Here is a 23,042-nt window from a genome sequence, read left to right as displayed (position 1 = left end):
AAAAGCCCGCGGGGACACGCGGGCGAACACCTAATCCAGGACGCCAACAAGCCGATGGGACGCGCTTGTGGACTGCCTAGCACTATAGCCTGCCTCCATCGCATAACGCCACACACCGTAGCGGATTTTTTTTCAGCGTTTTGCCACCATCGGTTATGGCATGGTGTTTGAAGTGCGCGCGGGGTGAAGCGGCCCCCTGAGCGCCCGGCTGCGGGATCAAGCTGCCGCCCCCGCTGCCGATGATGACAAGGTTCATGATCCACAGGAAAAACGATGAGCAGCATCAACGGCATCGCGCTATCGTCGAAGAAATCGCCCCTCACCCACTGGGTCGTCGTCTGCGAGGAGTGGCGCGCCCTGGTCGACCGCTACTCCCGCGTGCTGGGCGGCCAAGAGAACATCTTCAACTACACCGAGCGCCCCCACCTGGGCGTTTTCAGCGCCGCCGCCTGGCGCGCCGGCTTTATCGCCATCGAAGAGTTCCGCTACCAGAAGCATTCCGAAGACGCCGAATATCGGTATGGCCGCTGCGACCTCTGGCTATCCACGGACAACCTGCGGCGTCAGGACTATATCGAAGCCAAGCAGGAGGATATCCACCTCGAAGGCGGCAACGCCGAAGCCTTCGCGGATCGCACCCTGAAAAGCGCCATCGCGGATGTGACTCTAACGCGGGGCGACCGCACCAACGTCAACAGCGTCGGCCTCGCCTTCTTCAATATCTGGCGCCCAGATCCCTGGGAAGTGACGTCAGCGCAGATTCTGGACTTTATCGAAGAGATGAAGGGATACCGGAAAACGCTGGAATGCGACCTGATGAGCTGGACCTTCCCCGACGAGGCCAGAGAGAAGAGCAACCCCACCAACGCCCTGGGGGCGGTGATACTGGCCAAACGCCTGCCGAAGGCTTAGGTCGAGGGTGGCCAATATACTGCTGAGAAAACTGGCTAGCTATAACTCGCAAGCATAGTAACCCAAGCGTCTCGGATATCTATTCCGCCCTGCGACACAGCTCCAACACTTAGACTTCGGTGAAAGTATCCCTGTGAATAGTCGGAGGAGAAAGCATTGGTTTAATCAAAGCAACCTTATTCTTCAAGACGTAAGGCCTGTAAGAATTAAAGACATCTAAAGCCGAAGACTTTACTCGTCTTTCAAAATCCTCACGAGAGATCTTGGCTCCTCTGTCTTTATATGGAAAACAAACCACCCAGAGATTCAACCTCCTTACCGAAAAATCCCCGGAAAACACGTCAGCAAAATCAACAGGGAAAAACCGTTGAAACATTGTGTCAAACTTTTGCTTCACCTCGGACACCTTGATATTTCTAGGCCGATAAGAAGACCTTAGCTCAATGACGTAGAAATCATACCCGCTTGGACTATTGTCAATAATAGTAACGTTATCCACCGACTTCGGAGGCTCATGCATGACTCTTGAATTATAATATCCATCCGGCTTTAATACGACTGAAAAAGATGGATCAGGAACACCTTCGAAGTTAAGGACGGAGCCATCCAGCTCAACTTTAATGCCGCACTCTTCGATATCCTTTTCAACAATTAAAGACAGCTTGTCATGAGCATAAATCAAGTCAATCATAGATCATCATCCAACGAGTCGATCAAGTCCATTTTTTCTTCTAGAAGACGCTGAGAGGCATCAATAAAATTGTTATCATCAATACCGTATTCATCTATTTCTTGGCGAAAACCAACCCCACCCTTATCTGTCATGGCAAATAAATCGCACCTCACATTCTGGGGGAGCAACTCCTTCTTTATCATTATATTGCTGAGTTTATTGAAGACATAATTACTATGAGAAGTCATAACCACACTAACGCCCAATCCAGCCAACTGGGCATATATCTCGGTCATTTTTATTTGATTCTCAGGATGAAGGTGGGCCTCCGGCTCTTCTATAATTAAAACCTGACGAAAAAGCCCGTACTTTTTCAGGTTATTACGAAAGCGACGAGCTGGAATAGCTGGACTGACCTGGGTCAATATATGTCGAATATACGCCACTATCGGCGCGACCTCAGAAACCATCGAAGAGGTGCCAGCTAAGTCTAGACGCAAATCAGTGTTCAAAGGCTGATAATAGAGACGTTTTTCATTCTCATCAAATTCAATGGTCCCCTTGAGAACGTCACGCTCAATCTTTTTCGCGACCTCCTCTATTTCGCTACTCGACTTGGCGTTGCTTGTATTGATGTTAGATAGCTTTATGAAATAATCACTTAGCTGTTGCGAAATACCAGGTATCTCTATCTTCTTAGATAACAACGATCTACTCTGGGAGAGCTGTGCGATAATTTGGCCAAACGCCTGCAAAGAAAGATAAAGCCCAGAACGTGAGGCTGGCAGATAGTGGACATCATTAATCCTATACGAAACATCTCTGTAGCACTTGATAACCCGATGGATGCAATCTTGCCGCAAGATATTGACAGCTTGTTTCTCTGTCTTTTCCACCTTAGTGTTTCTATATATGATAATCTTATTTTCTTGGGCAACCGTAGTTCTATTTTGTTTAACCGCACGAAGGTAGAAATCCTCGGAAAACTGTACATCTATAACTTCAAATCCATCAACATCGCCTTCGAGAATGACACTAAAAAAGTCCAACCCTACCGTTATCTTTGCTTTCTCACCAGAAAATCTATTAGAAATAGAACTCAGCTCGCTATATGACGCCTTTATGGCATCAGACAAATAGGCGCCAAGGGTGCTGTCAAAAAGCTCCTTTGCAATCATTCGATATGAGGCATTAACTTTAACCTCTTGCTTACCCATATCAATTGTAGGAAAATCCTCATCGGAAGGATATTCTTTTGCGGCCAGATCGTCTTCCAAGAGGATATAAAAATTCCGCAACGAGGAAAGCTCATGAACAGCCTTCAATACTGAATAAAAAGCTGAAAGCGCATAAGACTTACCTACGTTATTAGTACCCACTATCAAATGGAACGAGCTCTCTGTATCAAACTCAAATTTATGAACAGGTCCATAATTCTCGATAACCACCTTCATAAAATTTTGCTCTCAAAGTAATGTTTAGCAATCAAAACCCAAAGCCTAAGCTTTATCCCATCACTTCCGCATAACCAGTGCTGCTCATGTGCATTAAACCGTCTATTTAATGCGCCCATGCTTAAACTATAGACTCATAGTTGACAAGAATACACATAATGTTGTCTATGCGTCTCCCTTTGTGCTGCATTGCGTCTTCGGTAAACGGGGCAGTCAAATACTCCTTATACAGCAACTCCTAACGCCACCACACCTACTGCCCACCCGCTTTGGTCGTAGGCGATCACCCCAGCGGCCGGGCGGCCGGGCGGCCGCCGGGGCGTGGGGCATCACTCGAAGTTGAACGACTGGCGGTTGTTCGCCGCGTTCGTCTCCATCTGCACACAGCCGTAGAGGGTGCTGTAGCTGCCACTTGGGGTGCCGACGTTGGCGATGTCGTTGCAACCCTGGCGCATGCTGGCCGGGAGCTTCGTCCACACGGGCTTGAGGTTGTTATAAGCGGACTGCTCCATCTGAATGCAGCCGTTATACGTCAGGTTGCTGAAACTGCCGCCGACTTGCGCCACCTGGTTGCAGTAGGCTTCGACGTCATAGCGCGGCAGCTTGTCGGCATGGGCGGTGCCGGCCGCCAGCGAAGCCAGCAGCAGGCCGCCCAGAGCAAGGCGTTTCATGGCACTTCCTTCTCTCAGCTCAGGGTCTGCACCGCGCTCTGGACGTAGCTCGGGGTGAGCTGGCCGTACTCGAACGAGGCCTTGGCGCTGTCGTCGTGGAAGGCGGCGCCGAGGATGCCCAGGCCGATGAAGTAGATCACCGGGGAGACGATCAGGCTGACGATGAGCTGGGTGATGCCCATGCCGGTGCGCCCGCGGGTGATCACCACGATGGCGACGATGAAGGCGACGAGGTTGAGCGGCCAGCCGACGAAGACGCCGAGGCCGGGGAGCGGCACCAGAAAGCAGAGCCAGGTGACGATCAGCAGCGCCCAGACAGCTTTGACAGGCGCGGATTTGCTGCCAGCGGCAGCGGGGGTGATGGTATCGGTCATGTTGTCGATTCCCTTGCGGTATGGCGCAGCTCTAGCGGCCGCTTATTGCCGGTGTGCGGGCTTTGTGCCCGTCGCTTCCGGTAGATCCTTGGTACTGCGCTGTTGCGCCCGGGCCGTTGTGGTTTACCCCTCCTGGTCCATGTCGACCAGGATGGTAGCTTCCCCTTCCTGCATGGCACGGTCGATCAGCACGTTGGAGAGCCGCAGCGAGCGGGTCTCACCCTGGGCAAAGTTCACCGAGCCGAAGGTGACCGGTTCGTCGTCGAGCCAGGACGCGAGCACGGCGGTGTCGATGTCGCGCTCGAGGTCGTTGACCACCAGCAGGCGGACCTCGTACTCGGGCGTGGGCCCCAGGTTCTCGCGCTGCACCTTGTCGATCCGCGAAAGGACCGCCGGGGGGATGGCCAGCCCCAGCAGCCGACGCGGGTCGCTGGTGAGGCTGAGGGTATCGGTGGAAACGAAGGTCGCGGCGTCACCGTCACGATCGATGGCGACCGGCAGCGAGAATTCGGCCCAGCTGGTGAGTTTCTGCTGGTAGCAGCTCTTGAACTCGGCCTGGGGGAAGATCGTCGGCACCTGCTCCTGGGCTTTCACCAGCGAGCTCGAGGGTTGGCGCGAATCTTCGTAGCTGTCGCAGCCGGGGATTTCGAAGCGCACCGTGCCGGGGATCTGGGTGACCGCGGGGTCGAGCAGTTGCGAGAGCGGCACTTCGACCCCGAACTCGGTCTTGCAGCCGGAGAGGGCGAGCAGGCAACCCAGGCCCGCCAGCCAGCGTGAACGTATCAACATATTGTGTTCCCTTGCGTTTGACTCGGCAGCTCTAGCGGCTGCTCGTTCCGGTTTGCGGGCGTGGTCGCCCGTCATGTTCGGTAGATCCTTGGCCTTACAACCTCAAAACACCCGCCCCACCTTCCTCCAGCACTGGCCGATGATCTCCACCGAGGCGAGGTCGTCGGGCTTGATCAGTTCGCGCTCGTAGGCCGGGTTGTCGCTGATCAGTATCCAGGCGCCGCCGGCGACGCGCTGCACCCGCTTGAGGCGTAGCTCGTCATCCATGCGCAGCAGGAAGACGCCATCCGGCGTGCGCTGGGCGCGGTTGACCAGCACCTGCTCGCGGTCGCGGATGGTGTCGCCCATGGAGTCGCCGCGGGCGGTGACGCCGACCACCTGGGCGGGGTCGACGCCGTCGGCCTCGAACAGCGCGGCGGGCAGGTAGAAGGTCGCTTCGATGCGCTCGGCGTCGAAGATGCGCCCCGCGCCGGCGGCGGCTTCGATGTCGTACATCGGCACCGGCAGCGTGCCGTTGGGGTGAAGGTCAGCGCCGCTCGAATCGCGGTCGCCGCTCAGATAATGAATCCCCGCCTCGCGCACGCCCTCGGGTGCCGCGGGGGGATTAGCCGCCCAGGCGGCATCCCCCGCCGCGCTCTGGCTCTGGCCCGCCAAGACGATACCCGTCAAGACAAAGTGCACATCCACGCCAGCGCCGGCGGCGGCTTCGAGGTACTCCGCTCGCGGGCTGCGCTCGCCACTCTCGTAGCTCGCCTGGGCGCGCTTGGAGACGCCGCACAGCCGCGCCAGCTCTTCCTGCGACAGGGAAAGCCGGTGTCTCTCCTGCTTGAGGCGGTCAGAAACGTGCACTTTTCTCCCTCTCACCCTTTGACAATTGCACGTTTGCGCAATAGCCTCTCCCATTAGATGCACAAACGTGCACTCAGCACAGCCCCGGACCTCCCGGCGCCGACGTGCTCAAGATTCCACAAGGGAGAATATCACATGACGTCTCAGTCGCCCGTTAACCGCTCGCCCAACGGCTGCCGCTGCCAGGTGATGACCCAGCTCACCCCGGCGGAGCGCGACCGCTTCAAGGCGCTGGCCGCCGAGGAGGGGCGTTCGCTCTCGGCCACCGTGCGCCTGCTCGCGCTGCGCGGTCTGGCCCAGCAGGAAGCGGCACCGCTGGCAGCCCCCGGTGCCCGCCACGCCGACACCGCCGGTACGTCCTAGGGCACAGGCCGAATGCATGAACGTGCCGGTGCCGATCGATCTCCCGGTGTCGCTTTTCTTCTCTCTTCTTCTCTCTTGGTGAGGTGAGCGCCGATGCGCAATCTCTGGACCTGCCCTGAATGCGGCGCGCCGAGCCGGCTGCGCCACTCCCGGCATCTGCCGGGCGGGCCCGATACGAGCTACCAGCAGTGCACCGAGCCGGCCTGCGGCTGGTGCGGCCAGGCGCAGCACAGCGTGCGCAAGACCACCACGCCCTCGGCGCTCACCCCGGCGGCCCAGCAGGCCCGCCAGCAGGTGGTGGCGGCCACGGATACCGACGAGACGCGCCCGCAGTGGCGCTGCCCGGCGTGCCACTCGCGCTGCCGGGTGCGCTCTTCCAAGCAGCTGCTGCCGGACTACCGGATGGCCTATCTGCACTGCACCTTCGGCCCCTGCGGCTGGATCGGCCAGGGCGATTACGTGGTGCTGGAGACGGTGAGCCCCAGCGGCATCCCCAACCCGGGCTATGCCCGCCGTCTGGCGGCGCATCTGCCCTACCGCCCGGCCCCGGCCGCCGCGCCGCTGCCGACCCGTGGCGCTGAGGTCGTCGAGCCCGCCACCGAAACCGACGCCGCCACGCCCACGCGCTCCACGCCCCGGCATCCGTGAGGTCCGCCATGCGCGCTCCCCAACGCCTCTCGTCTCCCGCTCAGCCGCCCGCTCAGCCGCGCGCCGCCGACGTCCAGCCGGATGGCCGCGCCGGCTTCGGTGCCCTGCGCGCCGAGCTGCACGCGCGCTGTGCCGATGAGGATCTGGCCGCGCTGTGGGCCGGGCTGAAGCTGGGCGAGCGCAAGGCGATCGCCGCCAGCGCCGGGCTGCACCCGCGGGATGCCGAGGCCGCCATTGCCGCGCTGAACCAGGTGGAGCGCGATGCGATCCGCGCCGCCATCGGCCGCATGAGCCGCTACGCCCAGGCGCTGCACGCCTGCCTGGGTAGCCAGCGCTGCCATGCCCAGCCGAACGCCCGCCCGCCGCACCCCAGCCGGGCGCTGGCCGCCAATGCCCGCCGCGCGCTGGATCGCGGCGATACCCCCGGCGCCCGCCACTGGCTGGGGCTGATCGAACGAGGTGAGCCGTGAGCGCGATCGAGACGTCTCATACCTTCGGCACCCCCGAGTGCCGGCAGTGGCGTCAGGGCTTCTTCGAGCGCCTGCCGTCGCTGGCCGAGGCGCTGGCCGCCGGCTTCGTCGCGGTGGCCACTCGCCACGGCAACACTGCCGGTAACCGCTGGCTGGCACGCCGGGCCGCTGGGCTGATCGAGCCGGAGCGGGTGTGCCGGCGCTTTCCGCCCCTGGCCGCCGACCTGCGCCGCGCCTTCGCGGAGCTGCGCCGCCAGGCCGAGACGCCGCTGGACGGTATCGCCGCCGGCTGCGCCTGGCTGGAGACGGTCGAGCGCCGCCTGACCCTGGGCGCCTTCAACGCCAGCCACGACGATGACGCCCTGATCGACTACGCCCGCGCCCAGGCCCGGGGCGCGGAGGACGTGCGCCATCAGCTCGTCGCCAATATCGCCAACCACAACCGCCGCCAGCGCCTGGGCCTGCTGCCGCCGCCGCGCCGCCTGCCGCGGCTGCCGGGGTCGAGCCTCTCCGCTCAGGCTCGGGCCCGCGCCGGGCTGATCGCCCGTGGCCCCAACCCGCTGACCCCGCCGCGCCCCGGCGTGCCGCTGCTGTCTCTCTTTACCTGGCAGCGCGCGCCGCTGATGACCCTGGCCGTGGCCGACAACCTGGCGCTGGAACGCGCCCGGACCCGCGCCCGCCACCACGGCATCGCCCCGCCCAGCCTGCGGCTCAAGCCGGCGGCCCAGCTCGCCCGCTTGAGCTGTGAGCGCTGGTGGCGGCGCCAGTTGCGGCGTCTCGCCGGGCGGCGCCTGGAGCAGGTGCTGCGCGAAGCGCGCCGAGTGCACAAACGTGCAGGCATTTACTGCAGCGAGCTAACGCTCACCCGCCGCCGCGCCCAGAAGGTGCGCAACCGTGCGCTGCTGGAGACGCTGGAGGCGATCAACCAGGCGGGCCAGACCTACACCCTGGCCGAGCTGGCCGAGCTGGGGCTGGCCAACCCGGACCACCGCCGCGCCGAGCTGATGCTGCGCATCCGCGATACCGAGGTCGAAGCGCGGCGCCTGGGCCATGTCGGGCTCTTCTTCACCCTGACCGCGCCCAGCCGCTTCCACCCGGTGCTCGCCGCCAGCGCCCAGCGCAACCCGAAGTACGACGGCAGCACCCCGCGCGAGGCGCAGCAGCATCTGCAGGCGCTGTGGGCCAAGGCGCGCGCCTCGCTGGCCCGGGAGGGCCTGGGCATCTACGGCATCCGCGTGGTCGAACCGCATCACGACGGCACCCCCCACTGGCACCTGCTGGTGTGGGCCAAGCCCGAACACGCCGCGGCGGTGACGGCGACCCTGCGCGGCTACGCCGAGGCGGAATCGCCGGAAGAGCTCTACGACCGCGCCGGCAATAAGACAGATGCGCGCTTCAAGGCCGAGACCATCGACCCCGCCCGCGGCACCGCCGCCGGCTACGTGGCCAAGTACATCTCCAAGAACCTCAACGGCGAGCAGTTCGCCCGTGCCGGGGTCGAGGGCGACCACCTCGACCGCTACGGCCAGGCGCTGACCGACGCCGCCCCGCGCATCGAGGCGTGGGCGGCGACCTGGGGCATCCGCCAGTTCCAGTTCCTGGGCCTGCCCAGCGTCACCGTGTGGCGCGAAGTGAGACGCCTGACCGAACGCCAGGCGGACGCCCTGGACCAGTGGGAAGCCGCCACCCGCCCGCGCCCCAGCATCGCCCGGGTGCTGCGCCGGGTGCGCGCCGCCGCCCTGGCCGGCCAGTGGGACCGCTATCTGCGTCTGATGGGCGGGCCCAACGCGCCGCGCAAGTGCCAGCCGATCAAGCCGTGGTCGATCCCCGCCTTCCGCCGCTCCCAGACGGGCGAAGACGCCTTCAGCCACGCCAGCGGCGAGGTCGACCCGGGGCGGATCGAGCGCGGCCGCTACGGCGATGAGATCCGCGTGCCCAAGGGGCTGGTGGTCAGCGACCGCCGGGGCCACACGGCCGAGTACCTCACCCGCCTCTACCGCTGGGAGGTGCGCCCCAAGCGCGGCCTGGCCATGGGCGCGGTGGGTGGATTTTTGGGAGGCGGCGCAGCCGCCGACCCTTGGACTTGTGTCACTAACTGTACGGACCCCGCTTCTTATAAGACCACGACGCGGCCGAGCTGTACGGACCCCGCTTCTTATAAGACCAAGACGCGTCCGAGCGGTACGGCCCCCGCTTCCCAAACCAACACGCCGCCGAGCACGGTGCCGCGCCATCTGCTCACCCCGCGCGAGCCGAGCCCAGAAGCGCTGGCCGAGCAGCTCGCCCGTTACCACGCCTGGCGCGCCAGCGAAGCCGCCCGCGCCGAGGTGGAAAACGCCGACCACGAGCAGCGCCTGATCCGTGCCCTCGCTCGGCGCCAGACATCACGCCCACCGGCGCCCACCGGCGCCCACCGCCGGCCCCTTCGCCGGGCCGAGCGCCGGTGACGGCGTGCCCGCGACCCGCTGACCCGGAGAGCCCCATGACCCCGACGACGAATACGACCCCGAACCCGAACAGGAGCCAAAACATGAACCAGAACATGACCTTGACCCAGACCCACCCCGCCAGCGGCGCCGAGAAGATCGCCCGCGGCACCCTGCAGGAAGCCGGCGAGCTGGCCGTGCTCAGCGACATGAGCGGCGCCACCCGCCACCGCTACGCCCTGGTGATCGCCTTCGACAGCGAAGAAGCGCTGCGCCAGGCCGTGACCCACCACCGCTGCGCCTACCGCGATGGCCAGCACGTTCAGGAGCTGACCCATGGCTGATCTGGCCGACAACGCCGGCGCCGTCATCGAGCGCCATCTCGCCCAGTCGCTGGCCCGCCACCGGCTGCCCGAGGCCCAGACCGGCGCCCCCGAGTGCGCCGACTGCGGCGAGGAGATTCCCGCCGCCCGGCGCGCCGCCGCGCCCTGGACCGACACCTGCATCGACTGCCAGTCGCTGCGCGAACGGAGGCTTCGCCATGTGCGCTGATCTGTCTATTCGCGGCCCCGACGCCGGCCGCAGCGCTTTAGCCGGCTCCGAAGCCAGCCGAAAAGCCAACCCCGGCGCTGTATATGGCGCCGACGCCAGCCGTGGCCCGTTATCCGGCGCCGACACCGGCCCGCATTCCGGCGCCGACACCGGCCCGCATTCCGGCGCCGACACCGGCCCGCATTCCGGGGTGCTCGGCTGCGAGGCGCTGCGCCAGATCACCGGCTATCAGCGCCCGGCGGATATCGCCCGCTGCCTGCGCGAGCAGGGCGTGCGGGTGTTCCACGGCCGACGCGGGCCCTGGACCACCCTCGACCTGATCAATCAGGCCGGCGGGCTCGGCGGCCACGCCGCCAACGACACCCTCGACCCGCGCCAGGTGCTGTGACCTGGCGCGTCACGCGACCCGAACCAGACCCAAGCCAGACCTGAACCAAAACAAGGACGCCACCATGCCCGCTGCTGATACTGCCGCCCGACACCGCGGCGAAGCGCGCCATACCGACCGCCCCCGCGGCGCCGCTGATCACGCCGCGCGATCTGCAGCCGCCCAGCCCCGCGGCGAGAGCGGTGAGAGCGGCCGCCGGCGCTATCACCCGGCGATCCCCGCGCATATCGACCAGACACGGCTGCCGTCGGGGATCTACTTCGATGCCCGGGGGCGCGGGCGCTGGTACCTGCAGTACCGCGACGAGGCCAACCGCCTGCGCCGGCGCAACGTCGCCGACGCCCAGGCGACCCTGGACGAGCTGCGCCAGATCGCCACCGAGCGCGACGGGCTCGCGCGCGACTCGCTGGCCTATCTCGCCGCCGCCTTCCACGCCGCCGAGCAGTTCCAGCAGCTCGCCCCGCGCACCCAGCAGGACTACGCCTGGTGCCGCAAGCTGCTGATCGAGATGCCGACCAAGCTGGGCAAGCCCCTGGGCGAGCTGCCCACGCGCCAGTTCCAGCCGGCGCTGGTCCAGCGCCTGGTCGACCGCATCGCCAGCGACGGCACCCCGGCCAAGGCCAACCACCTGCTGCGCTACCTGCGCCGGCTGTTCCGCTGGGGCATCAACCGCGGCTACTGCGACACCAACCCGGCGCGCGGCGTCGAAGCCGCCCGCGAGCGCCGCCGCCGCCGGCTGCCCGAGCTGGAGACCATCGAGGCGCTGACCGCCTTCGCCCGCGAACGCGGCCAGCGCCGCCGGGGCGAGGCCGGCGCCTGCGCCCCCTATCTCTGGATCGTGATGGAGCTGGCCTATATCTGCCGCCTGCGCGGGATCGAAGTGGTCACCCTCACCGATGCCCACCACACCGCGGCGGGGGTGCACACCAACCGCCGCAAGGGCAGCCGCGACAGCGTGATCCGCTGGTACCCGCGCCTGCGCCACGCCTGGGACGCCGCCACCCGCCACCGCGACGCCCTGTGGCGTGCCCGCGCTCTGCCGGTGCCCAAGGAGGCCGCCGCGCGCCCGCTGATCGTCGCCGCCGACGGCGCCGCGCTGCAGAAATCAAGCCTCGACAGCGCCTGGCAGCGCTTCATCCGGCTCGCCATCGCCGAGCGCGTGATCCGCCCCGAGCAGCGCTTCGGCCTGCACGACCTCAAGCGCCGCGGCATCACCGACACCGCCGGCACCCGCCACGACAAGCTCGAAGCCAGCGGCCACCGCTCGCCGGCGATGATGGATGTCTACGACCTGAGCGTCCCTCTCGTCCCCTGGCCCGGCTATCGCGCCGAGGCTGTCTGAGGCGCGGAAACAAGAGGCGCGGTGACCCGAGACGACACGCACCGACACGACAACCCCCGATCGAACACCCCGGCGCCGGGCCCTGACCGCGCGCCCCGGAGGCGAGAGCGATGACCGAGACCTTCGAGCTGTTCCCGGCGATCCCCGACGACGCCACGGCCGCCCCCAGCGACCCGGCGCTGCTGGCCAAGTGGCCCAGCGGGCTGATGGATCTGATCCACACCCTCGAGCGCACCTTTGGCGACGCCGGCGCCGAGCCAGCCCAGGCGCGCCACTGGGCCTTCACCACGGTGCGCGCGCTGGCCGCCCACCACGGCGGCCACTCCTTCTATCTGCCCCGGGGCCAGCGGCTGGAGACCGCGCTGCGCGACCGCGAGATGTTCGAAACCTTCGACGGCACCCGCGCCAGCATCACCGCCCTGGCCACGCATCACCAGCTCAGCGAGATCCATGTCTACGCCATCATCGCCCGGCAGCGGCGGCTGGCGCGGGAACGGCGCCAGCGCGCCCTGCTCTAGGCGGCCGGGCGCCAGAAAGATCAGCGACACGACGCCGGTCGGGCCGGGGCAGCGCTGAAGCCAGGGTCTGACGCCAGGGATGGCGTCAGTAGCGCCCAGGGAAGGGTTCACAGCGCCCTGGCGCGGCGCTGCCCCAGCCCGGCCACACGCCACCCACCTTTCGTAAACCGCCTTAACTGGGTCGCCCCCGCCGCGGCCGGCATCCTGAGCCCTGTCCGACCAGCAACCGGCCATCCGTGCCCCGCGCCGGAGCCAACGTTCCATCAGCCGCCGACCGGCGGGGAGACTTGACGTGAGCAACCAGAAAACCAACCGCCGCGTGATTCGCTTCGGGCTCGAAGCGAGCTACAACGCCGAGGCCATGCCCGCCGAGATGGCGGCGATCCAGCCCACCTCGATCGAGGTGACGCCGCTCTCCGGCGACGACATCCAGCGCAGCGTGATCCGCCCCTACTACGGCAACACCCCCAGCCTGCCCGGCGAGAAGCACATGCAAGTGCAGCTCGCGGTCGAGATGGTGTCGCCGCAGAGCGCCGGCAGCGCGCCGCCGTGGGGCAGCCTGCTGCGCGCCTGCGGCTTCGCCGAAACCCTGATCGCCGCCGACGGCGACACCCCGGCCCAGGTCGTCTACACCCCGGTGTCGGACAACGAAGCCTCCGGGCGCCTCTACTGCCATGTCGACAAGACCCTGCACGAAGGCCGCGGCGCCCGCGGCACGGTGCAGTTCGCGCTCAACGCCCAGAGCGTACCGACCATGACCGTCACCTTCATGGCGCTGCTGCGCCCGATCGTCGACGCCCAGCTGCCGACGGTGGACCTCGACGCCTGGCAGGCGCCGCTGGCGATCAACAGCACCAACACCGACCTCAGCGTGTTCGGCCGCGCATCGACCCCGTTCAGCCAGTTCAGCCTCGACATGGCGGTCCAGACCCGCCACCGCACCGTGGTCGACGCCAACGACGTCGCCATCACCGGGCGCGCCCCCACCGGCTCGATGCAGATCGACGACCCGGGCGTCGGCGAGATCAACTTCTTCCAGCGCGCCCTCGCCCGCGAACCGGGCCCGATCGTCTTCGCCCACGGCACCGAAGCCGGCAAGACGCTGGAACTCAACCTGCCGCGGGTCACCATCCAGGCGCCGAGCTACGCCGACGACGAAGGCGACCAGATGCTGACGATCCCCTACACCCCGGAACCGATCGTCGGCGACGACGAAGTGCGCATCGTCTGCCGCTGACGCCGGCAGCGCCAGCCCCGGGGCGCTGTTTAGCCGGCCCGAAGCCGCCGGCAGCACCAGTCCCGGGGCGACTTTCTAGCCGGCCCGAAGCCGCCGGCGACGCCAGCAAAGCCTCTTTCATATCGTTGATCCACAGGAGTGCCACCCATGTTCACCCTCAACCCCAAGCGCACCTACCAGCAGCCGGTCGTCGTCACCCTCTACGACGAACAGGGCAAGGAGCAGACCGGGCGCTTCACCGCCACCTTCAAGGTGCTGCCCCACGACGAAGCCCAGCACCTGCCGGAAGAGACCAAGCTGCTCGACGCGGTGCTGGTCGGGGTCAGTGACATCGAAGTGCCGGGCGAGCACGGCGAGCCGCTGGTCGGCGAGGCGCTGTGCGAGGCGGTCAAGAACGACCCGGCAGCGAGTGTCGCCCTGATCAGCGCCTACCACGACAGCATCACAAAAAAGAACCGGCCCAGAACCTGATCGACGCCGGCGCCTTCTGGGCCCGGGGCGCCCGGCGCCCGCCGGCACGCAGCGCGGCCGAATTCCGCCGCGAGTGCGCCGAGCTGGGCATCCGGGTGCCCGAGACGCTGAGTCTCGACGACACCCCCGAGACCTTCGCGGTGCTGCCGGAGAACTGGGAGGCGCTGGCGCTCTTCCTCGACTGCGCGACCCAGTGGAAACAGACGCCGATGGGCGGCGTCAGCGGGCTCGACTACGCCGCCCTCAAGGTGGTGATGGAGCTCTCCGGCGTCACCCCCGGGCAGGCCCAGGCGCGCTTTCAGCAGGTCCGACGGCTTGAACGCGGGGCGCTGGAGGCGATGCGGGAGACCTAACTGACAAGGGCTGCAGGAGCACACTTTCGATGGCCAATGATTCCCCTCTCCAGGTCACCCTGACCGCCGACGCCCGGCCGCTGACCGGCGTCCTGCGCGACAGCGCCCAGGCGCTGGGGGCCTTCGCCGACGACGCCGAACGCAGCGGCCAGCGCTTCGCCGCGGCAATGGCGCAGAGCGCCCGGCCGCTGGAGACGGTCAATGGCCATCTCCAGCGGCTGGAGGCCCTTGGCCGGGTTGCGGGCGGGCAGCTTGCCGCCCTCGGCCGCGCCGGCGTGGGTGGCCTGCGCGATCAGGCCAAGCAGCTGGCCGAGACCGAATCGCTGGCCCAGGCCCTCGGGCTCAGCGCCACTCGGCTGCAAGAGTGGCAGTACGCTGGCCAGCAGGTCGGGCTGCAAGCCAGCCAGGTCGGCGAGATCTTCACCCGGCTCCAGACCACCCTGGGCGAGCTCGGCGCCGGCGCTGGCACTAGCGACGCGGCGGGGGTGTTCGCCCAGCTCAATCTCGATCTGCGCGAGCTGCAATCCCTCGCCCCGGATGCCCAACTGCAACGGATCGGCGAGGCGATCGCGCGCCTCGACGACCCCGCCCAGCGCACCCGCGCCTTCGAGACCCTGGCCGAAGGCGCCTCGCGGCTCAACCCGCTGCTGCAGGCGGGCGGGCTGCGGCTGCGCACCTACCGCGACGAAGCGCAGCACCTGGGCGTGGCGCTCTCCTCCCTCGAACTGGCCGATGCGGCCCAGGCCGACCGCGCCCTGCGCCAGGTCGGCGCCGCGGTGGAAGGGCTCGCCAATCAGCTCCTGGTCGCCCTCGGCCCAGGCCTGGCCACCGCCGCCGACGGCCTGAGCGGGCTGATCCGCGACGCCGGCGGCATGCGCGCGGTGTTCGACGGCCTGGTCACCACCGGCCAGGTGCTGGCCTCGCTCTATGCCGGGCATCTGGCGCAGAGCCTGGCAACCTACGCCACCGGAGCGCTGGCCGCCAACGGTGCCTCGATCACCCTGACCGGCACCCTGCGCATCCTGCGCAGCGTGATGGCCACGGCCTTCGGGCCCTTGGGCGTCGTCGTCGCCGCGGCGGGTGTGCTGTACACCTTCCGCGAAGAGTTGGGGCTGGTACCAACCTATGCCAAAGATGCCGCCGATGAGGTCGACCTGCTCACGGGAAGCATCGAAGGGCTCAGCCGAGCGCAGCTCGAGAACAAGAAAGTCGGCATCGTCGCCAACCTGGTCCAGGCCCAAACCGAGGCCGCGACCCTGCAGAAGCAAATCGACGACCTCCAAAAGAAAGCCCGCTCCGAGTCGATCCAGTTCCAGGGCCGGCCCGGCGCAGCGGCGGCGCAGCTTTCCGGCGTCAGCGGCATCGGCGGGCTCACCGGTGAGCTGAAAAAGCGCCAGGCTGCCATCGAGGCCAACCAAACCGCGCTCGATCAGGTCAACCAGGCGATCGCCAAATTCGGCGAAGCCTCAAATGCTGCCACGCCGCCCGCGAACCAACTCAATACCGAGATCGACGACGGAGCCACGGCCGCCCGCGCCCAGGCCAATGCCCTGCAGGCGCTAGAGGATCGGCTCGATCCCGTTGCCGCCTCCCAGCGCGCGTTTCAGACCGACACGCAGACGCTCAACCGGTCGGTCGCCATGGGCGCAATCACCTTCGACCGCTACTTCGATCTGGTCGATAAACTCCAGCACGCTTATCGGAACTCAGGCGATGCCGCAAAGGACGCCAGCCAGGCGGCCAAGACCGCGACCCACGAGACCAGCGTGCTCTCGCGCACCCTGGATCAGATGGTCGCCGGGCTCGACGACACCTTCCAGGGCTTCTGGGCGCGCATGCTGGGCGGCGCCAAGGTCTCGTTCGAGGGCCTCAAGAGCCAGGCGATCTCGACCCTGGCCGAGATCATCCACGCCTACACCACCAAGCGCATCGTCGCCTCGCTGGGGCTGTCGGTAGGGGGCTCGCTGGCCGGTACCGGCAGCGCCGTGGCGAGCGGCACGGGCGGCGGATTCGGCGGCAGCGGCCTGGATCTCGCCAGCCTGGGCAAGAACCTTTATCAGGGCGTCACCGATGGCTTCGCCTCGATCCAGTGGACCGGCGTGCCCACCGGCGCCACCGCCTACACCAGCGGCTTCGGTTCCCAGGTAGCGACCGGCGGCGGCATGTTCGGCGGCAGCTTTCAGAACTTCACCGGTTGGAACGGCATGGCCTCCCTCGCCGCGGCCTACGCCGGTACCCAGGTGGGCAACAAGCTCGGCTCGTCGCTGTTCGGCAAGCAGGCGAATTCAAACCTGGGCGCGACCATCGGCGGTGGCGTCGGCACCTTCTTCGGCGGCTCGCTCGGCGCCTTCGCCGGCTCGACCCTGGGCGGCATGGTCGATTCGCTGTTCGGCTCCAGCCGTAAGTACAAGGCGGGGCTCGTCAGCTACGCGGAGACTCCGGATGGACCGGTGCAGGACCGCTATTACGACTCGGGCAATCGCAAGCGGTTGGTCGGTGGCCGTGAATCAGCGTTCGGCTCGTTCGGACTGACCCACAAGACTAAATTCGACGTCGATCCGCTGGCCGACTTCCTGGATGCCCTCCAGGCCCTCGACAACACGATCGCTACCGGCGCCAGCGCCAAACAAATCGACGCGGTCAAGCAGTCTCTCGATGGCTTCTATACGTCGGTCTCCAACGACCCGCTGACCGACATGCTGACCGACCGAATGGCAGTGATCAAAGCAGCGCTGCTGGATAGCTCAAGCGACGTCGGTGACACGCTGATCGAGCGCGTCGGCGATATTACTGCCAAGAACGCTGAAAAATTAGCGCCCAAACTGGCCCAGGCGCTGCAGCTCGGCAACCTGATCGACGGCCTCTCCGACAGCGTGCGTGGCTACGCCGTCGGTGTGGTCAGCGATACCCGCCGCTCGATGGAGGACGCGCTGGCCCAGATCACCGCCGGGGTGGCGGCGCATGCCGCGGTCTCGGCGATCGCGGATCAGTTGAACCTGAGCTTCGATGCGATGGGCGAGCGCGCCGTCGAGGCCGCCCTGAACCTGCAGCAGCTCGCCGGCGGCCTCGATAACCTGCAGAGCCAGGCGCAGCGCTACTACGCCAACTTCTTCAGCGAGCAAGAGCGTGAGCAGCGCGCCATCGCCCAGCTCACGCCGACACTCCACCGCGCGGGGCTCTCGGCCTATTCGACCCGCGAGCAGTTCCGCGCCGTGGTCGAGTCGCTCGATCTCAACACCGCCGCCGGGCGCCAGACCTACAGCGAGCTGATGGGTATCGCCGACGCCTTCGCCGCGATCAGCGCGCCGGTCCAGGCGACGACCCAGTCGTTGCAAGACCTGCAGGCCGCGGCCAGGTCGCAGGTGGAGACGGCCAAGGACGCCGTGCGCCAGGCCTACCAGACCTTCGCCGGCCAGGCCTTCGATCAGCGCATCACCCTGCTTAAGCTGGCCGGCCGCGAGCAGGCCGCACTCAGCCTGCAGCGCCAGCAGGAGCTGCAAACGCTCGACGCCTCGCTGCGCCCGATCCAGCAGCGCATCTGGGCGCTGCAGGATGAGCAGGCGGCGCTGGCCGACGCGCGCCAGGCGAGTGACGACTACCGCAGCGCGCTGGCCCAGGCGTCGAGCCAGCTCGCCCAGACCCTGGGCGGCATCAGCAGCTGGATCGATCAGCAGCAGGCCAGCGGCGGCAGCCCCGGCAGCGATCTACAGGCGGCCCAGGCGCAGTTCGCGCGCCAGCTGGTCAGGGCCCAGGGCGGCGACCGCGACGCCCTCGGCGGGCTGACCCAGTACGCCGAGCGCTACCAGCAGGCGGGGGCGGCCTACTACGGCTCGGGTACCGGTTACCAGCGCATCCGGGACGAGATCCTGGACGCCTTGGGCGAGCTGCCGGATCAGGTCAGCGCCGAGCAGTACGTGGCCGAGGAGATCAAGGCCGCGCTGGCGAGCGCCGTCGATCAGTTGCCCGGCGGCATCGCCTCGGCGCTGGACCCGCTGTTCGCGGCGCTGGATACCAATCTGGATGGCCTGCTCACCTTCGGCGAGCTGCAGACCGGGCTTCAAGGTATCGCCTCGGACGCCCAGATCCGCAGCCTGATCCAGCAGCTCGACAGCGACGGCGATGGCCAGATCTCGGCGCTGGAGGCGATCAAGGGCGCCACTGACCGGGTCGACGGCAACACCGGCACGCTCGAATCCCGCGCTCTCGATCAGCTGCGCCAGCTCACCGAGCTGAGCGCGGAGATGACCCGCACCACCGACCAGTTCATCACGCTCAACACGACCATGCAGAGCCTGCAGGAGGCCCTGGTGGCGCTGGGGCTGGCCCAGCAGCAGGCGGCCGAGATCGAGGCCCGGCGGCGGGCGGCCGAGGCCGCCGAGAAGCAGCGTATCGCCCAGGAGCGGGCGCGGACACTGGCCGAGCAGCGCAAGACGCTGCAGGGCGAGGTCCGCTCGCTGCAGGCGACCTATGACGGCTACCAGAAGGTGATCGCGTTCAACCAGAACCCGAACATGCGCACCGGGCTGACGGGGCAATACCTGAACCATTCCAACGTCCGTCGAGGCGCCTCATCGCTGGATGACCTGCTCTCGGGCCATTACGACTACCGCTACCGCACGAACCTGCCCACCTCCCAGCGGGTGCGCGCCCTGCTCAAGGACTACAACGAGGCGATGCAGAACAGCGACTCGGTGGCCCAGCAGCTCGCCGTGCTCAAGCAGTCCCTCGACCGCCTGCCGACCTACAACATCGGCGGGGCCTTCGGCGGCGCCGAGATCATCACCCAGCCGACGCTGTTCAATACCGCGCTGATGGGCGAGGCGGGGCCGGAGGCGATCATGCCGCTCTCCCGCGGGGCCGATGGCTCGCTGGGCGTGCGCCTGGACGGCGCGCCGGCGCCGGTGGGCGGCCAAGGTGGCGGCCATGGCAGCGCCGAGCTGGCGCCGCTGCTCCAGCGCCTGGCCCAGCTCACCGCCGAGAACACCGAGCTGCTGCGCCGGATCGAGGCCCACGAGGGCGCCGGGGTGCGGGTGGCCCAGGCCGGGCATCAGCGCTCGATCGATCAGCTCACGCGTATCGCCGAGAGCAACCAGGCGCTGGATGACCGCGCCCGACTGGAGGCGCTGGCATGACCTGGCTGCTCACCATCGAGGCCCGCGACCCGGATGACCGGCCCTGCGTGCTGCGCTTCTCCGACGGCGCCTACGACGCCCCGGACGACACCCTCTATCTGCCGCGCATCCAGCAGCCGGGGCTCTATCAGGCCGGGCTCTACGCCGGCGGGGTGGTCGGGGTCGAGCGCTCCGGGGTCGGCGAGACCACGCTGATCAACGCCGATGGCGGCTTGGATCACCTGGCCGACTACGCCGTCGATGGCCGCACCGTGGTGCTCTCGCTGGCCACCGACACGGGTGTGACCGAGATTCTGCGCGGTACCGCCGCCGGGCTCGGCTACCAGCGCCAGACGCTGGCGCTCACCCTGCGCGCGCCCCAGGCGCTGCTGCAGCGCCCGCATCCCTACCAGACCTATGCTGGCAGCAACACGCTGCCCGAGGGGGTCGAGGGCACCGCCGACGATATCCAGGGCCAGCCCAAGCCGCGGCTCTACGGCGACGTGCGCAACGCCCAGCCGGTGCTGGTCAACAGCGCCAGGCTGATCTATCAGGTCAGCAGCCGCGACGACTGCCAGGTCGACGCGGTCTACGACCAGGGCGCCGCGCTGACCCGCGGCGCCGCCTACGACTCCCTCGCCTCCCTCCAGGCCAGCGCGCCGGCCGCCGGCGAGTGGCGGGCGTATCGCGGCTATCTGCGCCTGGGCGCGCCCCCGGTGGGCACGCTGACCTGCGACGCCCAGACCGCAGAGACCAGCGTGGCGGCGGTGATCGCCGCGCTCTGCGCCGAAGTGGCCCAGCCCTGCGACGCCACGGCGCTGGCCGGGCTGGGCCGGGTCGGGCTCTACGTGACCGACAGCGCCACCACCGCCGATCTGCTCGACCGCCTGGTCACCGCCGGCGGCTGGTGGCGGCTCGACGCCGAAGGCACGCTGCGCGCCGCTCGGCTCGAGAACCCACGAACACAGACCGGCGACGCGCCGACGACGATCCACGACCACGAGATCGTCAACCTCGAACGCAAGGCCACCGGCGCCAGCAGCGACGGCCTGCCGATCTGGCGGGTGACGCTGCGCGCCGACCGGCTCGAGACCACCCAGACCGACCTCGCCGGGGTCGTCGACGACAGCCGCCGGGCGCGTCTCGGGCGCCAGTACCGCGAGGCGATCGCCGAGCGCCCCGAGGTGCTCGCGCGGCATCCGCTGGCCGGCGAGCTGACCCTCGACACCTGCCTGCGCGACCTGGCCGACGCCCAGGCCGCGGCCGAGGCGATCCTCGATCTGGTCAGCGTGCGCCGTGACCGGGTCACGCTGGAGGGGCGCCTGCGCCACCACCAGCCGGCGATCGGCGAACGGGTCGAGGTCGTCACCCCACGCCAGGGCTACGCCGCCGGCCGCACGATGCTGGTCCTCGGCCAGCAGATCAACGCCCGCAGCGGGCGACTCACACTGGAGCTTTGGGGCTGATGGCACTGAATCCCGACACGATCACCCTGTGCTGGCCCAACCGGGTCGAGCGCGCCACGCTCTCCGGCGGTGCCTGGCTCGACAGCCTGCCGCTGACGCTGGCCCAGGACCCGACACTCGCCGTGCGCTGCAAGAGCCAGAATGCCGACCCGGCCTCGACCTGGTTCGACATCACGCTCGACAAGCCGCGGCCGATCCAGTGCCTGGCGATCGCCGCGCACTCCTTCTCCGCCCCGGCGCGCTACCGGGTGCGGATCTACGGCGATACCGACCGGCAGTTCCTGCTCTGGGACAGCGCCTGGCAGACCGTGTGGCCGCAGCTCTTCGCCACCAGCGAGCTGGAGTGGGAGTACGACAACTACTGGCTCGGCACCATCGCCGAGGAGGATCGCGCCCTCTACACCCCGCTGCTGACGGTGTTCGCCGACGAGGTCCAGCTCGCCCAGCAGGTGCGGGTGGAGATCGACGACGCCGGCAACCCGGAAGGCGCGGTGCGCTTCGGCCGGGTCTTCCTGGCCGACGCCTGGCAGCCGGCGACCAACGTCTCCTACGGCATCCAGCACGGCTTCGACAACGCCACCGAGTTCGCCGAGGCCGGCGACCGCACCGAGTATGCCGATGTGAAGCGCCAGCGGCGCACCGCGACGTTCAGCCTCGACTGGCTCTCCGAGGAGGAGGCCTACCAGCGGCTCTACTCGCTGCAGCGCGTGCTCGGCACCCATGGCGAGCTGGTCTACGCCTTCAACCTCGCCGCCCGGCCGGAGAACTTCGCCCGCACCTTCCTCGCGCGCCAGCAGCAGCTCGACCCGCTGGCCCAGCCCTACGCCTTCACCCACACCCATAGCCTCAAACTGCTGGAGATCCTCTGATGGCAACAGTCACCTTTCCCGAAGAGCTGGGCGGCGACGGCCTCACCGTCACCGACGACGCCAACCCGGATACCGGCCTCGCCGCCGGCGGCCATCGCCTGCGCTTCGTCCCCGCGCTCAGCAACAGCGTGGCCATGGCGCGGACCGCTACCGACCAGGCCGCCGCCGCCAAGCAGAGCGAGACGGCGGCGGCGGCGAGCCAATCGGCGGCCAAGACCAGCGAGACCCGCGCCGCTGGCAGCGCCTCGGCGGCCAGCAGCAGCAAGACCGCTGCGGCCAACAGCGCCACCGCGGCGGCGAATAGCGCGGCCAGCGTCGATGCCAGCCAGATCATGCACAAGCGCGGCTCGGGGCTGGCGAACGAGGTGGGTACCGCGGCCACGAGGGATGTGGGGACGGCCGATGGCGAACTGATGGAGGTAGGAATCTGGGGACTGGGTGGAACGGCACCGGATATCGCCGACGAATTTGGCCGAGATTTCGACACCTGGATTCGGGAAAACAAGATCGGCACCATCGCCAACCAGTGGTCCAATGGGCCCTTGGGCGATGGCAATTACACCGGGTTATTGATCAACCTATCCCGTGTCTATATGAACTTGATCTATCAGAAGTTCATCGGCGTCAGCGATCTATACATCTATGAACGTATAGGAGACATCTCGAAACAAGAGTGGGGACAATGGTCTCGCTGCTTCAACACCGGCAGCATCTCCGATGACAGGTCAGATTTCCTCTTCAAGCACTACGAGAATGCCAATGGCAGCGTGATCAAATTCGGTGACGGCACGGCCATCGCTCGCAAAAGCTTTTTCGTACTGACCGAGGATGCTGGCACCATTGGCAGCAATCGTATCAAACAGGCGGTTTGGACACTTCCGCTACGCGCCGTCAGTTCAGACTCTGTCACACCCTCCATCGTTTTCGCCGATGGCACCGACTATGGCGGAAAAGAGATCAAGTACGAAGACATGTGCTATCTCAGAGCTTACCCCAGCGGCAACGGATCAACGGTAGTCGCGCAGGTCGGTGATTTGCAAAAACGCGATCTATCCGATTACACACCGCGCGTTCACCTCACCGCGACATACAACTGGAGATAGTCG

Annotated in this window: 23 protein-coding genes; 17 read left to right on the top strand and 6 right to left on the bottom strand. The window is 66.8% G+C overall.

Features of this window, described 5'->3' with window-relative positions:
• The first annotated feature begins 273 nt into the window (after positions 1 to 273).
• Entirely contained in the window at positions 274 to 912 is a 639-nt protein-coding gene (locus ABV408_RS02745) for a hypothetical protein (RefSeq protein ID WP_353980951.1), read from the top strand.
• Between the two features lie 109 nt (positions 913 to 1,021).
• Here the strand turns inward: ABV408_RS02745 and ABV408_RS02740 are convergent, their stop codons facing one another.
• The 6 genes from ABV408_RS02740 to ABV408_RS02715 form a co-directional block, all read right to left on the bottom strand.
• Positions 1,022 to 1,603, bottom strand: coding sequence for a hypothetical protein (locus ABV408_RS02740; RefSeq protein ID WP_353980950.1), 582 nt, complete (start codon positions 1,601 to 1,603; stop codon positions 1,022 to 1,024).
• Positions 1,600 to 3,039, bottom strand: coding sequence for an AAA family ATPase (locus tag ABV408_RS02735; protein ID WP_353980949.1), 1,440 nt, complete (start codon positions 3,037 to 3,039; stop codon positions 1,600 to 1,602). The genes ABV408_RS02740 and ABV408_RS02735 overlap by 4 nt, the downstream gene beginning before the upstream one ends.
• 329 nt (positions 3,040 to 3,368) lie before the next feature.
• Complete coding sequence (locus ABV408_RS02730) at positions 3,369 to 3,710, bottom strand: hypothetical protein (protein WP_353980948.1); 342 nt, start codon at positions 3,708 to 3,710, stop codon at positions 3,369 to 3,371.
• Positions 3,711 to 3,724: 14 nt separating this feature from the next.
• Positions 3,725 to 4,084: a hypothetical protein gene (locus tag ABV408_RS02725; RefSeq protein WP_353980947.1), complete on the bottom strand. Its 360-nt coding sequence runs from the start codon at positions 4,082 to 4,084 to the stop codon at positions 3,725 to 3,727.
• A gap of 123 nt (positions 4,085 to 4,207) precedes the next feature.
• Positions 4,208 to 4,873, bottom strand: coding sequence for a hypothetical protein (locus tag ABV408_RS02720; protein ID WP_353980946.1), 666 nt, complete (start codon positions 4,871 to 4,873; stop codon positions 4,208 to 4,210).
• Between the two features lie 102 nt (positions 4,874 to 4,975).
• Positions 4,976 to 5,722: a LexA family transcriptional regulator gene (locus ABV408_RS02715; protein ID WP_353980945.1), complete on the bottom strand. Its 747-nt coding sequence runs from the start codon at positions 5,720 to 5,722 to the stop codon at positions 4,976 to 4,978.
• A gap of 135 nt (positions 5,723 to 5,857) precedes the next feature.
• Here ABV408_RS02715 and ABV408_RS02710 point away from each other — a divergent pair, with 135 nt between their 5' ends.
• The 16 genes from ABV408_RS02710 to ABV408_RS02635 all read left to right on the top strand — a co-directional run bounded on the left by ABV408_RS02710 (position 5,858) and on the right by ABV408_RS02635 (position 23,039).
• Positions 5,858 to 6,085, top strand: coding sequence for a hypothetical protein (locus ABV408_RS02710; RefSeq protein WP_353980944.1), 228 nt, complete (start codon positions 5,858 to 5,860; stop codon positions 6,083 to 6,085).
• A gap of 93 nt (positions 6,086 to 6,178) precedes the next feature.
• Positions 6,179 to 6,733 carry an ogr/Delta-like zinc finger family protein gene (locus ABV408_RS02705; protein WP_353980943.1) on the top strand — a complete coding sequence of 185 codons (555 nt, stop codon included), beginning with the start codon at positions 6,179 to 6,181 and terminating at the stop codon, positions 6,731 to 6,733.
• Positions 6,734 to 6,741: 8 nt separating this feature from the next.
• The gene (locus ABV408_RS02700) at positions 6,742 to 7,203 is read left to right on the top strand and encodes a hypothetical protein (protein ID WP_353980942.1); all 462 of its coding nucleotides are present in this window, start codon (positions 6,742 to 6,744) and stop codon (positions 7,201 to 7,203) included.
• Entirely contained in the window at positions 7,200 to 9,650 is a 2,451-nt protein-coding gene (locus ABV408_RS02695) for a replication endonuclease (RefSeq protein ID WP_353980941.1), read from the top strand. The genes ABV408_RS02700 and ABV408_RS02695 overlap by 4 nt, the downstream gene beginning before the upstream one ends.
• A gap of 83 nt (positions 9,651 to 9,733) precedes the next feature.
• Positions 9,734 to 9,973: a hypothetical protein gene (locus ABV408_RS02690; RefSeq protein ID WP_353980940.1), complete on the top strand. Its 240-nt coding sequence runs from the start codon at positions 9,734 to 9,736 to the stop codon at positions 9,971 to 9,973.
• On the top strand, positions 9,966 to 10,181 hold the full coding sequence (locus tag ABV408_RS02685; protein WP_207034515.1) for a TraR/DksA C4-type zinc finger protein: 216 nt from the start codon (positions 9,966 to 9,968) through the stop codon (positions 10,179 to 10,181). The genes ABV408_RS02690 and ABV408_RS02685 overlap by 8 nt, the downstream gene beginning before the upstream one ends.
• Positions 10,171 to 10,569: a DUF4224 domain-containing protein gene (locus ABV408_RS02680; RefSeq protein WP_353980939.1), complete on the top strand. Its 399-nt coding sequence runs from the start codon at positions 10,171 to 10,173 to the stop codon at positions 10,567 to 10,569. The genes ABV408_RS02685 and ABV408_RS02680 overlap by 11 nt, the downstream gene beginning before the upstream one ends.
• A 64-nt stretch (positions 10,570 to 10,633) precedes the next feature.
• Positions 10,634 to 11,911 (top strand): phage integrase central domain-containing protein, encoded by a 1,278-nt coding sequence (locus ABV408_RS02675; protein ID WP_353980938.1) that lies wholly within the window; start codon positions 10,634 to 10,636, stop codon positions 11,909 to 11,911.
• 110 nt (positions 11,912 to 12,021) lie between these two features.
• The gene (locus ABV408_RS02670) at positions 12,022 to 12,429 is read left to right on the top strand and encodes a Mor transcription activator family protein (RefSeq protein ID WP_353980937.1); all 408 of its coding nucleotides are present in this window, start codon (positions 12,022 to 12,024) and stop codon (positions 12,427 to 12,429) included.
• Positions 12,430 to 12,721: 292 nt separating this feature from the next.
• Positions 12,722 to 13,666, top strand: coding sequence for a hypothetical protein (locus ABV408_RS02665; RefSeq protein ID WP_353980936.1), 945 nt, complete (start codon positions 12,722 to 12,724; stop codon positions 13,664 to 13,666).
• 147 nt (positions 13,667 to 13,813) lie between these two features.
• Positions 13,814 to 14,137: a hypothetical protein gene (locus tag ABV408_RS02660; protein WP_285951484.1), complete on the top strand. Its 324-nt coding sequence runs from the start codon at positions 13,814 to 13,816 to the stop codon at positions 14,135 to 14,137.
• Between the two features lie 95 nt (positions 14,138 to 14,232).
• Entirely contained in the window at positions 14,233 to 14,490 is a 258-nt protein-coding gene (locus tag ABV408_RS02655) for a DUF1799 domain-containing protein (protein ID WP_285951483.1), read from the top strand.
• A 29-nt stretch (positions 14,491 to 14,519) separates the two neighbouring features.
• Complete coding sequence (locus ABV408_RS02650) at positions 14,520 to 19,622, top strand: EF-hand domain-containing protein (protein WP_353980935.1); 5,103 nt, start codon at positions 14,520 to 14,522, stop codon at positions 19,620 to 19,622.
• Positions 19,619 to 21,067: a hypothetical protein gene (locus ABV408_RS02645; protein ID WP_353980934.1), complete on the top strand. Its 1,449-nt coding sequence runs from the start codon at positions 19,619 to 19,621 to the stop codon at positions 21,065 to 21,067. The genes ABV408_RS02650 and ABV408_RS02645 overlap by 4 nt, the downstream gene beginning before the upstream one ends.
• Complete coding sequence (locus ABV408_RS02640; RefSeq protein ID WP_353980933.1) at positions 21,067 to 21,936, top strand: hypothetical protein; 870 nt, start codon at positions 21,067 to 21,069, stop codon at positions 21,934 to 21,936. Before ABV408_RS02645 ends, ABV408_RS02640 begins: the two co-directional genes overlap by 1 nt.
• Entirely contained in the window at positions 21,936 to 23,039 is a 1,104-nt protein-coding gene (locus ABV408_RS02635) for a hypothetical protein (RefSeq protein ID WP_353980932.1), read from the top strand. The genes ABV408_RS02640 and ABV408_RS02635 overlap by 1 nt, the downstream gene beginning before the upstream one ends.
• The last annotated feature ends 3 nt before the right edge of the window (positions 23,040 to 23,042 follow it).

Source organism: Salinicola endophyticus, assembly GCF_040536835.1.
GTDB classification, from domain to species: domain Bacteria; phylum Pseudomonadota; class Gammaproteobacteria; order Pseudomonadales; family Halomonadaceae; genus Salinicola; species Salinicola endophyticus_A.
Note: the sequence above shows the minus strand (reverse complement) of the source record. Positions and strands in the feature narration are given on the sequence as shown.